We start from the raw sequence: 15,446 nt of genomic DNA on the forward strand, positions 1-15,446 counted from the left end.
ATCATGGAAACCATCCTCCTCTTTGCCCCTCTGGTGGGCGCGCTGATTTGTGGCTTTGGTCACAAATACATCGGCGAAAAAGCCGCCATGGTGACGGCGACGGGCCTGTTGTTCCTGTCGGCCCTGCTGTCGTGGATTGTCTTTATCAGCTTTGACGGCGTCACCCGCTCGATCGAGATCCTGACCTGGGTCCAGAGTGGCAGCCTGGATACCTCATGGGGTATACGTATTGACCGCCTCACAGCCTTGATGCTGATCGTGGTGACCACGGTCTCCAGCCTTGTGCATCTCTACAGCTTTGGCTACATGGATCACGATCCACAGTGGAAAGACGGCGAAAGCTACAAGCCGCGCTTCTTTGCTTATCTGTCCTTCTTTACCTTCGCCATGCTGATGCTGGTGACCTCAGATAACCTGCTGCAGATGTTCTTTGGCTGGGAAGGTGTGGGCGTTGCCTCCTACCTGTTGATCGGGTTTTACTACCGCAAGCCAAGCGCGAATGCTGCGGCGATGAAAGCCTTTATCGTCAACCGGGTTGGCGACTTTGGCTTTGCGCTGGGGATCTTTGGTCTGTTCCTGATGACCGACAGTATCAGCTTTACAGAGATCTTTGCGGATATCCCAACCAAGGTTTCAGGTCATTCGATCTCCTTCCTTTGGGCGGAATGGGATGCGGCCAACCTGCTGGCGATGCTGCTGTTTATCGGTGCTATGGGTAAATCGGCGCAGCTGATCCTGCACACCTGGCTGCCGGACGCAATGGAAGGCCCGACTCCTGTGTCGGCGCTGATCCACGCTGCGACCATGGTGACCGCGGGTGTCTTCCTGGTTTGTCGCATGTCGCCGCTGATGGAGTTTGCGCCGCAGGCCACAATGTTCATCACTGTGCTGGGCGCCACCACAGCCTTCTTTGCCGCCACGGTTGGTCTGGTTCAGACCGACATCAAACGCGTCATTGCCTATTCCACCTGTTCGCAGCTGGGCTATATGTTCGTCGCTGCTGGCGTTGGCATGTATTCGGCGGCGATGTTCCACCTGTTCACGCACGCTTTCTTTAAGGCGATGTTGTTCCTGGGTGCCGGGTCGGTCATCCATGCCATGCACCACGAGCAGGACATGATGAACTACGGCGGCCTGCGCAAAAAAATCCCCTATACCTATTGGGCGATGATGATCGGCACCCTGGCCATTACCGGTGTTGGTATCCCGCTCACCCATATTGGTTTTGCCGGCTTCCTGTCCAAGGATGCGATCATTGAAAGCGCCTTTGCCGGTGGGTCCAACTATGGCTTCTGGATGCTGGTGATTGCCGCCTTTATGACCTCGTTCTACAGCTGGCGTCTGATGTTCCTGACCTTCTTTGGCAAGGCACGTGGTGACAAGCACACCCATGACCACGCCCATGAAAGCCCGATGACCATGCTGATCCCTCTGGGCGTTCTGTCGCTGGGGGCGGTGTTCTCGGGGATGATTTGGTACAACTCCTTCTTTGGTCATGCGGATCAGGTTGGCAAATTCTATGGTATTCCTGTGGCCGAGGCTGCTGCAGATGACCATGGCGCTGCCGCTGAAGGCCACGGTGAGGCTGACAGTCACGCAGCTGCTGATACCGGCCACGGCGAGGCTGCAGCGGGCGAACATCACGTTGCCTTTGCGGGCCAGCCAGGCGAGGGGGCGCTGTATTTCGCGCCAGACAACCATGTGTTGGAACAGGCCCATGCGGCGCCAAAATGGGTCAAGGTTTCGCCCTTTATTGCGATGTCTCTGGGGCTATTGCTGGCGATCCTGTTCTACATCGTGAACCCCAGCCTGCCGGGTCGTTTGGCCAATAACTTCCAGCCGCTCTACCTGTTCCTCAAGAACAAGTGGTACTTTGACGAGCTGTATGACGCGATCTTTGTCAAACCGGCCCTGGCCTTGGGGCGCTTCTTCTGGAAGCGGGGCGACGGCAATGTCATTGATGGCTTCCTCAATGGGGTGGCCATGGGGATTGTACCCTTCTTCACCAAACTCGCCGGTCGCGCGCAGTCCGGTTTCATCTTTACCTATGCCTTCTGGATGGTGCTGGGCATCGCAGCCCTGATCACCTGGATGTCGATCGGCGGAGGAGCCCACTGATGGACAACCTTCTATCAATTGTCACTTTCATCCCTGCTGTAGCGGCTGCCGTAATGGCGCTGCTCATGCGTGGCGAGGATGAAGCGGCGCAACGCAATGCCAAATGGCTGGCCCTTATGGCCACCTCGCTGACCTTTCTGGTGAGCCTTGGCATCTATACCCAGTTTGACCCCTCCAATACCGGTTTTCAATTTGTGGAAGAACGCGACTGGGTCTTTGGCCTGCAGTACAAAATGGGGGTCGATGGCATATCGGTGCTGTTTGTGATGCTCACCACCTTTGTGATGCCGCTGACCATTCTGGCCAGCTGGAAAGTCACGACCCGCGTCAAGGAATACATGATCGCCTTCCTGCTGCTGGAGACCCTGATGCTGGGTGTCTTTATGGCGCTGGATCTGGTGCTGTTTTACATGTTCTTTGAGGCAGGCCTGATCCCGATGTTCCTGATCATTGGCATCTGGGGCGGCAAGGATCGGATCTACGCTTCCTTTAAGTTCTTCCTCTATACCTTCCTTGGCTCGGTGCTGATGCTGGTGGCTATGGTGGCGATGTATTCGGATTACGGGTCCACAGATATTGAAGGCATGCTGACGCATAGCTTTGCCTCCAACAGCTTTGATGTGCTGGGCATTCATGTGGTCGGCGGCATGCAGACCCTGATGTTCCTGGCCTTCTTTGCCTCCTTTGCGGTGAAAATGCCCATGTGGCCGGTGCACACCTGGCTGCCCGATGCCCACGTGCAGGCGCCGACCGCCGGGTCTGTGGTGCTGGCGGCAATCCTGCTCAAGATGGGCGGCTATGGCTTCCTGCGGTTCTCTTTGCCGATGTTCCCGGTCGGGGCGGATGTGATGACCGATGTGATCCTGTGGATGTCAGCCATTGCGGTGGTCTATACCTCGCTGGTGGCGATGGTGCAGGAAGACATGAAAAAGCTGATCGCCTATTCATCTGTCGCACATATGGGCTTTGTCACCATGGGGATCTTTGCGGCCAACCAGCAGGGTGTCGATGGCGCGATCTTCCAGATGCTGAGCCACGGCTTTATCTCGGCAGCCTTGTTCCTGTGCGTCGGGGTTATCTATGACCGTATGCACACCCGCGAGATCAGTGCCTATGGTGGTCTGGTTGTGCGTATGCCTGCCTATGCGCTGGTCTTTATGTTCTTTACCATGGGCAACGTCGGCCTGCCGGGCACATCGGGTTTTGTCGGTGAATTCCTCACCCTGATGGGCACCTTCCAGAAAAACACCTGGGTGGCAGCTGTTGCGGCCTCGGGGGTGATCTTCTCGGCGGCTTATGCGCTGTGGCTTTATCGTCGGGTGGTCTTTGGTGACCTGATCAAGGGCAGCCTGAAGACAATCCAGGACATGGATGCGCGCGAGCGGTTCATCTTTGCGCCGCTGGTGGTGATGACCATCCTGCTGGGCGTCTATCCTTCGCTGGTCACCGATATCATCAGTCCCTCGACTGAGGCGTTGATCGCTAACTTCAACCAGTCTCTGGCTGCTGCGGACATCTCCGCCGTTGCCCAGACTGCGTCGCACTAAGGGAGCATGGGCAGATGATCCAAGCTGATCTCTCCGTAATTCTGCCAGAGATTATCCTGGCACTTTACGCAATGGCGGCGCTTTTGGGCGCGGTCTACACCGGTAAGGACAAGCTGGCCTCGACGCTGATCTGGTCCACATCTGGTCTGATGGTGGCCCTGGCCATCTGGATTGGCACCAGCGGTAGCGAGGCGAACACAGCCTTTGGCGGCATGTTTGTCGATGACGGTTTTGCCCGTTTTGCCAAGGTTGTGATCCTGCTGTCGGCAGCGGCGGTTCTGGTCATGGGGCAGGAGTATATGTCCCGTCGTGGCATGCTGCGCTTTGAATACCCCATTCTGGTTGCCCTGAGCGCCGTCGGCATGATGATGATGGTTTCCGCCGGTGATCTGATGTCGCTGTACATGGGGCTGGAGCTGCAATCCCTGGCGCTCTATGTGGTCGCCTCGATGCGCCGCGACAGTGTCAAATCCACCGAGGCCGGCCTGAAGTATTTTGTTCTTGGCGCGCTGTCCTCTGGCCTGCTGCTCTATGGGGCCTCGCTGGTCTATGGCTTTGCCGGCACCACCAAATTCTCTGGCATCATCGAAGTTGCCCAGCATGGCGAAGTTTCTGTTGGTCTGCTCTTTGGTCTGGTTCTGCTGATCTCGGGCCTTGGCTTCAAGGTTTCCGCAGTGCCGTTCCATATGTGGACGCCTGACGTCTATGAGGGCGCGCCTACGCCGGTTACGGCCTTCTTTGCCTCAGCCCCCAAGGTTGCCGCCATGGGCCTGTTTGCCCGGGTGATGCATGACGCCTTTGGCCATGCGGTTGCCGACTGGAGCCAGGTTGTCGCGGTGCTGTCCCTGCTGTCGATGTTTGTCGGCGCTGTGGCTGCGATTGGCCAGCGCGATATCAAGCGTCTGATGGCCTATTCCTCGATTGCCCATATGGGCTATGCCCTGATGGGCCTGGCTGCGGGCACCGTGCTGGGTGTTGAGGCCATGCTGGTCTATATGGCAATCTATGTCTCGATGAATATCGGCACCTTTGCCTTTATCCTGATGCTGCAAAAAGACGGCAAACCGATCACCGATATCGGTGCGCTAAACCAGTACTCCCGCCGCGAGCCTGGCAAGGCGCTGGCGGTGCTGATCCTGATGTTCTCGTTGGCGGGTGTGCCGCCGATGCTGGGCTTCTTTGGCAAGCTGTATGTGCTGCGTGCCGCCTATGAGGCCGATCTGGCCTGGCTGGCAATTGCCGGTGTTGTAGCCTCGGTTATTGGTGCCTTCTATTACCTGCGCATCGTCTATTTCATGTATTTCGGTGACGAGGCCGAAGACCTGGATCGCAGCAGCTCGCCAGTGCTCTGGACTTTCCTCATGGGCTCTGCTGCGGTGATGGTTCTGGGGATCATCAATATGTTTGGTGTCGATGGCGTCGCGGCCGCGGCGGCCGCGGCCTTGGTCAACTGACCAGCTTTACATCTCTGACAAAAGGCCTGGTTCGTTGGACCGGGCCTTTTGGCTTTTGAAGGAATGGCACGATGATGGATTGGCCCGAAGGCTACGGTAAGCGCATCCTTGACGAGGTGGACAGCACCCTGGATGAGGCGGCGCGGATCGCTGCGGATCTCTCAGGACCTGAATGGATACTGGCCAAACGCCAGACCAAGGGGCGCGGGCGTCGTGGGCGCGCCTGGAAAGAACCAAAAGGCAATTTTGCCGCCACCCTGGTGATGCGCCCAACCGAGCCTCCCCAGGTGGTGGCCCTGCGCAGCTTTGTGGCCGCGCTGGCGGTTTATGATGCCTGCGAGGCGCTGACGGGGCGCACCGAGGGGCTGGCGTTGAAATGGCCCAATGATGTGTTGCTCAACGGTGGCAAACTGTCAGGGATCCTGCTGGAGAGCGCCGGGGCAGGCCAGGGGCTCAGCCATCTGGCCATTGGCATTGGTGTCAATCTGGTGGAAACCCCGATGAGGGAATGGCTGGATCCTGGTGCGGTCTGGCCGGTGTCGCTGCTGTCTGAAACCGGGGTGCAGGTCACGCCAGAGGATTTTCTCAACGCGCTGGCGGCATCCTATGCCCGCTATGAACACCAGTTCACCACCTACGGGTTTGAGCCCATCCGCACGGCCTGGCTGGCCCGCGCAGCCAAGTTGGGTGAGGTTATTACCGCACGTACCAACAAGTCTGAGACAACCGGAACCTTCGAGACGGTAGACGCGGAGGGTAACCTTGTCTTAAACAGCGCCAAAGGCCGGGTCTGTATCCCTGCCGCTGAAATCTTTTTCTGACCGTAAGGGCCTCCCATGCTTCTGGCTGTTGATTGTGGCAATACTAATACCGTCTTCTCGATCTGGGATGGCGAACGGTTCATTGGAACCTGGCGCACAGCGACAGACTGGCGCCGCACGGCGGATCAGTATTTTGTCTGGCTCAACACGCTGATTCAGGCTCAGGGCATCAAAACAGATATTACCGATGTGATTATCTCTTCCACCGTGCCGCGCGTGGTGTTCAATCTGCGTGTGCTGGCGGATCGCTATTACAACACCCGCCCGCTGGTTGTGGGAAAATCCGATTGCCTGTTGCCGGTGGATGTGCGAGTGGATGAGGGAACGGCGGTGGGTCCGGACAGATTGGTCAATACGGTGGCCGGTTTTGACCACTACGGTGGCAATCTGGTGATGGTGGATTTTGGCACGGCGACAACCTTTGATGTGGTGGCTGAAGATGGGGCCTATGTCGGGGGGGTTATTGCGCCTGGGGTGAACCTCAGCCTTGAGGCGCTGCACCAGGCAGCGGCGGCGCTGCCACATGTGGACATTTCCAAGCCCGCGCATGTCATTGGCACCAATACGGTGGCCTGTATGCAATCGGGTGTGTTTTGGGGCTACGTCGGCCTGGTGCGCGAAATCTGCGCCCAGATTAAGGCCGAACGTGACGTTCCAATGAAGATTATTTCAACAGGCGGGCTGGCGCCTCTTTTCCAGCAAGCTGCTGATCTGTTCGACGCATATGAGGATGATCTCACCATGCATGGGCTCCAGATCATTCATAAATACAATAAGGATAACGGTACTCCTGAATGAGCACTGATGAACGACTGATCTACCTTCCCCTTGGCGGGGCGGGCGAAATTGGCATGAATGCCTATGTTTACGGCTATGGCAAACCCGGCAAAGAGCGACTGATCCTGGTGGATCTGGGCGTTGCTTTCCCGGATATGGACAGCACCCCCGGTGTTGACCTGATCATGCCTGACATCAGCTGGCTGCGCGAGCGCGTCGACCAGCTGGAAGCGATTTTTATCACCCATGGACACGAAGACCATATCGGGGCGGTATCGCATCTCTATAGCCAGCTGAACGTGCCGGTCTATGCCCGCGCCTTCACCGCCAATCTGGCCCGGCGCAAGATGGAAGAGCGTGGCCATGACCCGCTGGTGGTGAAAACCGTCGGTGCCTGGCCCGAAGTGACCAAACTGGGTCCCTTCACCGTGGGCTTTGCCCCGATGGCGCATTCGATCCCCGAAAGTGCAGGTTTGGTGATCGATAGCCCCGATGGCCGCGTAGTGCATACAGGCGACTTCAAACTGGACCGCACCCCGCTGGTGGGCGAAGCCTTTGATCCTGAGATGTGGGCTGAGATCGCCAAACCTGGCATCAAGGCGCTGATTTGCGATTCGACCAATGTGTTCTCTAAAACACCGGGTCGCTCGGAATCTGATCTGCCAGATGAAATCACCCGCCTGATTGGCGAGGCCAAGGGCATGGTGGCCGCCACTACCTTTGCCTCCAACGTGGCGCGGGTAAAGACCCTGGCAGATGCCGGTACTCGGGCAGGGCGTTCGGTTGTGCTGTTGGGGCGGGCGATGCTGCGCATGGTCGAAGCCGCCAAGGAAACCGGCGTTCTGAAGAACTTTCCAACGGTCTATTCTCCGGAAGAAGCCAAGGATATGCCGCGCAACAACCTGATGCTGATCACCACTGGCAGCCAGGGCGAACGCCGGGCCGCCTCGGCGCAGATGGCGCGGGGCAAGTATCGCGGGCTGGAGCTGAAAGAGGGCGATCTCTTCCTGTTCTCCTCTAAAACCATCCCCGGCAACGAGCGTGGCGTGATCCGTATCATCAACCAGTTCTCGGAACGTGGTGTGGATGTTGTGGACGACAGTTCGGGCCTTTACCACGTCTCAGGCCATGCAAATGGTCCTGACCTGGAAGCGCTGCATGACCTGCTGCAACCGGCGATGCTGGTGCCCATGCACGGCGAACACCGCCACCTGCGTCAGCACGCCCGCCTGGGCGAGGCCAAGGGCATCCCCAGTATCGTTGCTGTTAACGGCATGATGCTGAACCTGTCGGGCAACCGTCCCTCGGTGCTGGAATATATCGACACCGGTAGAACCTATCTGGATGGTTCGATCAAAATTGGCGCCATGGACGGTGTCATTCGCGATCGTATCCGCATGGCTTTGAACGGGCATCTGGTTGTCACGCTGATCCTTGACGAAGAGGACGAGCCCCTGGGCGAGCCCTGGTGTGATATCAAGGGCCTTACGGACAATGGCAGCTCCAATGCGGCGCTGACAGAGGTGCTGGAAGAGGATCTGAACCAGTTCCTGATGCGGGCTGGGGCAAAGACCCTGAAAGACGATGACAAGCTGGAAGGCGAGCTGCGCCGGATCGCCCGTCAGTCTTGCCAGAATGAGATCGGCAAAAAACCAGAGGTCACCGTGGTGATCAGCCGGATGCGCTAAGCGCACAGAGTATTATGGCAAAAAAACGCCTCGGCAGGATCTGCCGGGGCGTTTTTTCGTGAGTGGTGACAGAAATAGTCACTGGGGTAATTTGATATCTCTTGCGGCTCTCTCAGGCAGCACGGGGGCGGTGCAGCAGTGCAGAAAGCTTGTGGGCTGCACGGCTGATGCCCCGGCCCAGTGCGCAAATGCACTCCGCCAAGGCCTGAGCGCGCATTTCATGGGCGCGGGCCTCGATGGCTTGAATTTCTGCGGCGGTGAGGATCACGGGCTGGGCGTCGGTCATTGTATTTCTCAGTCTATGTTTTGCGTACGGATCTCGCCCATGTAGTGGGGTTTGCCCCCGATTACATTAATCAAAGAAGCATTTCCGCCATGCCAGCTGTGCAGACCTAGACCAAGCGGCAAAGAAAAACGGCCGCTCCGGGCGGAGCGACCGTTCTAGTCATGTCTCTGTGGCAGGTGATGGCCTAGCCAGCGCGGCGCTCGTCAAAGGAGAGAGCGATAAAGCTGGGCATGTGATCGCCCATGCCGACAACTGTGCGGTCATCACGACGCCCGCCCTGTTTGCCACCACGTCCGCGGTTGGATTTGGAGTTCGAAGTGCTCGACTGGGAAGAGGTTGACTGGGCAGGGGCCTCTTCGGTCTTCTTGTTCGATGCGCGATTGGACGAGCGAGAGCGCCCTTCGGACTTGTTACCCTCTGCCTGGCGCGAGTCGGATTTGCGCTTTTCGGACTGCGCTGTCTCAGACTTCCCTGCGTCGGGCTGATCGGCCACGGCTGCTGCATCCGCTTGTGTCGTCTCGGTTGCGACCGCTTCTGGCGCGGCTGTGTCAGCAGAGGCTTTGCCGCGAGAGGATTTACCCCGTGTGCCTGGCTCTGATTTGGCAGGTGTTTCAGCGGCTTTCTTGGCGGAGCTGCGTTTGGCAGGCTCTGCCTTTTTCACCGGGTTCTCCAACCGGGTGATTTCCTTCTGCAACAGGGATTCAACAGCGGCAAGCGCCTTTTCGTCCCGGCTAGAGCAGATGGTGATCGCCTTGCCTTCGCGGCCCGCGCGCCCGGTCCGGCCAATCCGGTGGACATAGTCTTCGGGATGTCCGGGGACGTCAAAGTTGTACACATGGCTGACGCTTGGCACATCAAGCCCTCGCGCTGCCACGTCGGAAGCAACAAGAATACGCAGCTGCCCGTCGCGGAACCCATCAAGGGTCTTGGTGCGCTGGCTCTGGTCCAGATCGCCATGAATCGGAGCGGCGTCATAGCCGTATTTCTTCAGCGACTTGGCGACGATATCTACATCGGTTTTCCGGTTGCAGAAAACAATCGCGTTGGTCAACTTGTCGCCTTCGCCTTCGCCGTCGATCAGCGCCCGCAGAGCGGTGCGTTTTTCGCTGGCTTCACGATCTTTACGCGAGGCTTTGAACAAAACGACCTGTTGCTCGATGGTTTCAGAGGCGCTGGCCTGGCGGGCCACTTCGATTCGCTCTGGCGCCGACAGGAAGGTATTGGTGATCCGCTCGATCTCTGGCGCCATGGTGGCCGAGAAGAACAGGGTCTGACGGGTGAAGGGGGTGAGCGAGAAGATCCGCTCGATATCCGGAATAAAGCCCATGTCGAGCATCCGGTCCGCTTCATCAACGACCATGATCTGCACGCCGGTCAGCAACAGCTTGCCGCGCTCAAAATGGTCCAGCAGACGGCCAGGGGTGGCAATCAGAACATCGACACCTTTGTCGATCAGCTGGTCCTGCTCTTTAAAGCTGACGCCGCCGATAAGCAGCGCCTTGGTGAGCTTCAAGTGCTTGGTATATGTGTCGAAATTCTCAGCTACCTGCGCGGCCAGTTCCCGCGTGGGGCACAAAACCAGGCTGCGCGGCATGCGGGCACGGGCACGACCACGGGCCAGCATGGTGATCATTGGCAGGGTAAAAGAGGCGGTTTTGCCGGTGCCGGTTTGGGCAATGCCCAGCACATCACGACCTTCAAGCGCGGGCGGAATAGCACCTGCCTGGATAGGGGTGGGGGATTCGTACCCGGCCTCTTCGATAGCTTTGAGGACCTTTGGGTTCAGATTCAGATCGGTAAATTTTGTCATATGCGTCCGTTTATGCGGACACTGATTTGGCCCGCGCGTGTTTTGACAAAGCTGGGTCCGCAAAGACATGCGGTGTGACAACATCCAACTTTGAGGGGGACATAGCAAAATCTAGTCGAGCGGTCAATTATTGCCTGTGTTTAAGAGCTTGGACACTTGGCATGAAAGCGCTGACCATGCCGTGCGCCAGCGGGCAGGCGCGCCTGATGGGGCATCTGACAGATAGGGGGCAAGGGGGCCACTTGCCCTGATAGCGTTGCAGCGGGTTAGGTGAACGCGGGGAAATGTTTGCGGCGACAGGCTGCCAGGTTCAAGTCCCGGATCCGCAGCAGCCCCTCTGCCTCCAGCCGCGCCCGTAGCGCGGGGCTATCCTTGCAGATCTCGTCATAGAAGGCGCGTAAACCGGCCTCACCCTCTTCGGCTTCGATCATGGTCAGCAAGTCATGTTTGGACAGGCCACCGCGATCAAGGGGGCGCGCCGGGGACAGCCCGGCGCGGTAGGAGCCTTGCGAGAGGCGGAACCGGTAGTGGGCGAGCCAATGTTGCCAATCCGGTGCATGGAGGTGGCACAGGTCAACCTCCGGCAGCTCCTGTGCGCCGGGATTTTCAATATCCTTGCCCGCCGCCGGGTCTTTTTGAAAAACATTGTGAATGCGCAGAGATATATTGGCCATCCCGGTGCGTACAAAGATTTTGCCCTGAACATGGCTGAGAAATCCGCCTTTCAGATGCTCGCCATACCTCGGGTAGATACGGCCAACCGTGCCGCCTTGCTCCGTGCCGCTGGGAATGTGGCCTTTGAAGGCGGTGCCGTCACCCGCCAGCGCCTCGATGGGGCGGGCACGGGCGCAGAGCGTGGTGGCTGGCAGGGCGGTCAGGATCTCACCGATAGGCCTGTCCGCCCAGAGGAATTCGTCGACGTCAATATGGGCCAGCCAGTCCAGATCCCCGGCCTGACGCCGATAGGCGCGGGTGGCATTCAGGCTTTGCCGTGCCTGATGTTTTTCCGGCCTGCCGGTTTTCTTGCGCCGTTGCCACCAGGAGGCATCATCGCAATCAAACACCCGGATCTTTGGATGGGCTTTCAGCAGCGCACGGGCCTCGGGGCAGGGGCTGTCCAGGTAGATGAACAGCCGGTGCGCCCCGATCTCAAGGTGGTAGGCGGCAAAGGTCAGGATATCTTCGGCGGGGGCCTTGATGGTACTGACCAGGCCCCATTTGGCCTTTTGTGCTGTTGTCATCTCGGCCATGAATTTCCTGCCTGTTGCCTGAAGCTGCGCCTGTGCTCGCGGCGATAATGAAATTGGGTCAGCGCATTAGTCCAGTGCGGGTTTACAGCTTGGGCCAGGTTGGCGGTCTGCAAGATATTGCAAAGAAAAGGGCGGCCCCCTAAGGAGCCGCCCAGACTGGAGGTCAACCGCACAAGAGAGGTTTAGACCATCATTTCCTTGGTGGCTGTGAGTTTCAGATCGGGGTAGTCGCGCTCGACCCGGTCGATATCCCACTGCAAACGCGTCAGATAGACGATATCGCCGTCATGGTCATAGGCGATGTGCTGCTTGTTGGTTTCGGTAAACTTATCAAGTGCTTGTTTGTCACCGCTGACCCAGCGAGCCGAGGTGAACTGGGAGTTGTCAAACCGCACGGGCAGGCCATATTCCATCTCAATCCGGCTGGCGAGCACTTCAAACTGCAACGCGCCAACCACGCCGACAATAAAGCCCGAACCAATCGAGGGCTTAAAGACCTTGGCGGCGCCTTCTTCGGCAAATTGCATCAGCGCCTTCTCCAAGTGCTTGGCCTTCATCGGATCGCCCGCGCGCACGCCCTGCAACAGTTCCGGCGCAAAGGAGGGAATGCCCGAGACCCGCAATGCTTCGCCTTCGGTCAGGGTGTCGCCGATGCGCAGCTGGCCGTGGTTAGGAATGCCGATGATATCGCCGGCCCAGGCCTCTTCGGCCAGTTCACGGTCCGAGGCGAGAAACAGCACTGGGTTAGAGATCGCCATCGGCTTTTTGGTGCGCAGATGGGTCAGCTTCATGCCGCGTTTGAAATGGCCGCTAGCCATACGCACAAAGGCCACCCTATCGCGGTGCTTGGGATCCATATTGGCCTGCACCTTAAAGACAAAGCCGGTGACTTTTTTCTCTTCGGGTGCAATTTTGCGCGGCTGCGCGGTTTGCACCTGGGGTTCGGGCCCATAGGCGCCGATCCCGTCCATCAGCTCTTTGACGCCAAAGGAGTTGATCGCCGAGCCAAACCAGATCGGCGTCATGTGACCTTCGAGCACCGCCTGCGGGTCCAGCTTGGGCAGCAGCTCGCGGGCCATCTCGACCTCTTCCAGCAGCTTTTCCAGCAGGTGGGCGGGCACATGTTCCGCCAGCTTGGGGTCATCCAGGCCCTCGATGGCGATGCTTTCGGCCACCTTGTTACGATCGGCGCGATCCATCAGTTCCAGCCGATCGCGCAGCATGTCATAACAGCCGATGAAATCGCGTCCTACCCCGATGGGCCAGGCCGCCGGAGTCACGTCGATGGCCAGGTTTTCCTGAATCTCGTCAATGATCTCAAAGGTGTCGCGGCTTTCGCGGTCCATCTTGTTACAGAAGGTCAGGATCGGCAGGTCACGCAGACGGCAAACTTCAAACAGCTTTTGTGTCTGGCTTTCAACGCCCTTGGCGCCATCAATCACCATCACGGCCGCATCCACCGCCGTCAGCGTACGGTAGGTGTCTTCGGAGAAGTCAGAGTGACCGGGAGTGTCCACCAGATTGAAGCGATAGCCATCAAAATCAAAAGACATCGCCGAGGCGGAAACTGAAATCCCGCGGTCCTTTTCCATCTGCATGAAATCCGAGCGGGTCCGCCGGGCTTCGCCTTTGGCGCGCACCTGTCCGGCCATCTGGATAGCACCACCATAAAGCAGGAACTTTTCAGTCAGCGTGGTTTTGCCCGCATCCGGGTGCGAGATGATCGCAAAGGTGCGGCGCCGCGCGATTTCGGGCGGCAGGTCTGGGCGGTTTGCAGCGGTATCCAACATGGCATTGCCTCTAGCCAGAAACCGGGGGGGAGGCAAGGAAAACAGCCGCTGACATTGACGGCCCCTCTCGTATGCGCCCAGTACCTTTGCTAAAGTGGTCCTGGCATTCGTTTTGCCCATTCTGGCGGCCAGCGCGGTACGGCGCCATCTGGCAGACAGGAGCCTGTGTCGAGACCCCTTTTCGGTTTTGGTTAGAGTTGATGTGTAAAATGATTACTATTAAAGGAAAATTTGCTGTCTAGAGTGTAGGTCAGTGTTCCTGTGTTCAGAGGAAATAGCGAGTGAAACGACTTCAAGCCTGCGACATCTATTCATTGTTGGATGCTGTTGGCATGGCCGTGATTGTGTTGGAAGTCGGTGACGACGGCATACCCCGATATGTGGCGATGAATAAGCGTTCTCGCGCGATTACAAAGCTTTCTGGGGACAGCTGGCTTGGCAAGACTGCTTTGGAGATATTTGGTGGCTCCACCGGAGAACGTGCGCTGGCGCATCATTTGGGGGTGGTGCGGTCGCAACAGGAAGCCACCTACGAGATCAATTTGCCGTCTGTTCACAAGACATTTTACATTCGCACAACAATGACCCCGGTGTTTGATGCCGCTGGTAAACTGACGCATCTTGTTGGGTCATCTGCGGATGTAACATCGGAGCGCGAACGAGACGCTGCTTTGGAGCTGACCAAGATTGCCAAGGAAAAAGCGGAGGAAGCGGGCCAGGCCAAGGAGAGGTTCCTGGCAGAAATGAGCCATGAGATCAGAACGCCGATGAACGGAATTCTGGGTCTCTGTGAGCTGTTGAAGGAAACCAAGCTGGACGACGAGCAAAGCCTCTTTGCCGATACGATCTTCAGTTCCACGACAGCGTTGCTGGACATGATCAATGAAGTTCTCGATTTTGCTCAGATCAAGGCAAAAAAGGTCTCCCTGAACGCTCAGCCCTTTTCACTGCGTGATCTTATTGAAGAAATCAGGTTGCTCTTGTCCGCCAAGACCTCCTACAAGGGGCTTGGCTTTCTTGTAGATTACCCTGACACACTGCCTTCCACATTCATCGGCGACGCCAGTAAGATCCGCCAAATATTGTTGAATCTGATTGGCAACGCGATCAAATTCACCGACCAAGGGCATATCTCGCTCACGGTTGACTATGATCTGAGTGCATCAATGGGGCCTTTGCGGTTTGCGGTTTCTGACACCGGCTGCGGCATTGAAGAAAGCAAGCTTGCCTCCATTTTCTCAGCCTTTGAACAAGCCAAGGGCACGCCCAAAGCACAGGCCGAAGGGACGGGGCTGGGCCTTGCCATTTCGCAGGCCCTGTTGGAGCGCATGGGGGGAGAGATTGCCGTCAAATCCGCTCCGGGGCAGGGATCTTGTTTTACCGTGTGGCTGGACCTCGCGCCTGAAACCGATGGAGCCAAGGCAGCGGAGGCCGGGGAGCAGGGAGCGCCGCAAAATCAGCTTGGCGGTGGCCCCGCCAGTGCCGTTGCTGTTTCGGAGACGGAAACCTTGGAGCGGTTGCGTCGCATGAAGATCCTTGTGGCGGAAGACAACAAGACCAATCAGTTGGTCGTGGAAAAAATGCTGCAGAAATTTGGTGCGAAGGCTCGTTTTGCGGAGAACGGCGCAGTGGCCTACGAGACCTATGTCGCGGCGGAGTTCGACCTGATCCTGATGGATCTTTCCATGCCTGTTATGGGCGGTCTTGAAGCGGCCCGCCGGATCCGGCAACACGAGACAGACACCGGTCGCGCGAACTGTAAGATTGTTGCGCTGACGGCAAACGCACAGAAAAGCGATGTAAAAGCCTGTTACGAGGCGGGAATGGATGGCTTTCTGACCAAACCATTTCGGAAATCTGAGTTGCTGGCGTACCTTAGCGCTCTTGACTGATGACCCATGGGCT

General features: G+C 57.8%; 11 protein-coding genes. 7 read left to right on the forward strand and 4 right to left on the reverse strand.

The window, feature by feature from the left end; genetic code table 11:
• Positions 1-3: 3 nt before the first annotated feature.
• The 6 genes from nuoL to JZI28_RS06465 all read left to right on the forward strand — a co-directional run bounded on the left by nuoL (position 4) and on the right by JZI28_RS06465 (position 8,405).
• Positions 4-2,118 (forward strand): NADH-quinone oxidoreductase subunit L, encoded by a 2,115-nt coding sequence (gene nuoL / locus JZI28_RS06440; RefSeq protein ID WP_375699607.1) that lies wholly within the window; start codon positions 4-6, stop codon positions 2,116-2,118.
• Positions 2,118-3,665 carry an NADH-quinone oxidoreductase subunit M gene (locus tag JZI28_RS06445; RefSeq protein WP_375699608.1) on the forward strand — a complete coding sequence of 516 codons (1,548 nt, stop codon included), beginning with the start codon at positions 2,118-2,120 and terminating at the stop codon, positions 3,663-3,665. Before nuoL ends, JZI28_RS06445 begins: the two co-directional genes overlap by 1 nt.
• A 14-nt stretch (positions 3,666-3,679) precedes the next feature.
• Complete coding sequence (gene nuoN / locus JZI28_RS06450) at positions 3,680-5,119, forward strand: NADH-quinone oxidoreductase subunit NuoN (protein ID WP_353398900.1); 1,440 nt, start codon at positions 3,680-3,682, stop codon at positions 5,117-5,119.
• 71 nt (positions 5,120-5,190) lie between these two features.
• A complete protein-coding gene (locus JZI28_RS06455) occupies positions 5,191-5,940 on the forward strand; it encodes a biotin--[acetyl-CoA-carboxylase] ligase (RefSeq protein ID WP_375699609.1) in 750 nt (249 codons plus the stop codon).
• A gap of 15 nt (positions 5,941-5,955) precedes the next feature.
• Positions 5,956-6,738 (forward strand): type III pantothenate kinase, encoded by a 783-nt coding sequence (locus tag JZI28_RS06460; RefSeq protein ID WP_375699610.1) that lies wholly within the window; start codon positions 5,956-5,958, stop codon positions 6,736-6,738.
• A complete protein-coding gene (locus tag JZI28_RS06465) occupies positions 6,735-8,405 on the forward strand; it encodes a ribonuclease J (protein WP_295454582.1) in 1,671 nt (556 codons plus the stop codon). The genes JZI28_RS06460 and JZI28_RS06465 overlap by 4 nt, the downstream gene beginning before the upstream one ends.
• A 112-nt stretch (positions 8,406-8,517) precedes the next feature.
• Here the strand turns inward: JZI28_RS06465 and JZI28_RS06470 are convergent, their stop codons facing one another.
• The 4 genes from JZI28_RS06470 to JZI28_RS06485 all read right to left on the reverse strand — a co-directional run bounded on the left by JZI28_RS06470 (position 8,518) and on the right by JZI28_RS06485 (position 13,541).
• On the reverse strand, positions 8,518-8,691 hold the full coding sequence (locus JZI28_RS06470) for an RSP_7527 family protein (RefSeq protein ID WP_295454580.1): 174 nt from the start codon (positions 8,689-8,691) through the stop codon (positions 8,518-8,520).
• Positions 8,692-8,875: 184 nt separating this feature from the next.
• Positions 8,876-10,501: a DEAD/DEAH box helicase gene (locus JZI28_RS06475; protein ID WP_375699611.1), complete on the reverse strand. Its 1,626-nt coding sequence runs from the start codon at positions 10,499-10,501 to the stop codon at positions 8,876-8,878.
• A gap of 266 nt (positions 10,502-10,767) precedes the next feature.
• A complete protein-coding gene (locus tag JZI28_RS06480; RefSeq protein ID WP_375699612.1) occupies positions 10,768-11,751 on the reverse strand; it encodes a glycosyltransferase family 2 protein in 984 nt (327 codons plus the stop codon).
• A 182-nt stretch (positions 11,752-11,933) separates the two neighbouring features.
• Complete coding sequence (locus JZI28_RS06485; protein WP_375699613.1) at positions 11,934-13,541, reverse strand: peptide chain release factor 3; 1,608 nt, start codon at positions 13,539-13,541, stop codon at positions 11,934-11,936.
• 281 nt (positions 13,542-13,822) lie between these two features.
• Between JZI28_RS06485 and JZI28_RS06490 the strand changes: the two genes are divergently transcribed.
• Positions 13,823-15,433 carry an ATP-binding protein gene (locus tag JZI28_RS06490; protein WP_375699614.1) on the forward strand — a complete coding sequence of 537 codons (1,611 nt, stop codon included), beginning with the start codon at positions 13,823-13,825 and terminating at the stop codon, positions 15,431-15,433.
• Positions 15,434-15,446: the final 13 nt, after the last annotated feature.

It is taken from the genome of Pseudophaeobacter sp. TrK17, assembly GCF_042192375.1.
Taxonomy (GTDB): Bacteria; Pseudomonadota; Alphaproteobacteria; order Rhodobacterales; family Rhodobacteraceae; genus Pseudophaeobacter.

Bases quoted from the DNA above. Each gene is read 5' to 3' on its own strand.
- nuoL (WP_375699607.1), top strand. From the start codon at position 4: ATGGAAACCATCCTCCTCTTTGCCCCTCTGGTGGGCGCGCTGATTTGT.
- JZI28_RS06445 (WP_375699608.1), top strand. From the start codon at position 2,118: ATGGACAACCTTCTATCAATTGTCACTTTCATCCCTGCTGTAGCGGCT.
- nuoN (WP_353398900.1), top strand. From the start codon at position 3,680: ATGATCCAAGCTGATCTCTCCGTAATTCTGCCAGAGATTATCCTGGCA.
- JZI28_RS06455 (WP_375699609.1), top strand. From the start codon at position 5,191: ATGATGGATTGGCCCGAAGGCTACGGTAAGCGCATCCTTGACGAGGTG.
- JZI28_RS06460 (WP_375699610.1), top strand. From the start codon at position 5,956: ATGCTTCTGGCTGTTGATTGTGGCAATACTAATACCGTCTTCTCGATC.
- JZI28_RS06465 (WP_295454582.1), top strand. From the start codon at position 6,735: ATGAGCACTGATGAACGACTGATCTACCTTCCCCTTGGCGGGGCGGGC.
- JZI28_RS06470 (WP_295454580.1), bottom strand. From the start codon at position 8,691: ATGACCGACGCCCAGCCCGTGATCCTCACCGCCGCAGAAATTCAAGCC.
- JZI28_RS06475 (WP_375699611.1), bottom strand. From the start codon at position 10,501: ATGACAAAATTTACCGATCTGAATCTGAACCCAAAGGTCCTCAAAGCT.
- JZI28_RS06480 (WP_375699612.1), bottom strand. From the start codon at position 11,751: ATGGCCGAGATGACAACAGCACAAAAGGCCAAATGGGGCCTGGTCAGT.
- JZI28_RS06485 (WP_375699613.1), bottom strand. From the start codon at position 13,541: ATGTTGGATACCGCTGCAAACCGCCCAGACCTGCCGCCCGAAATCGCG.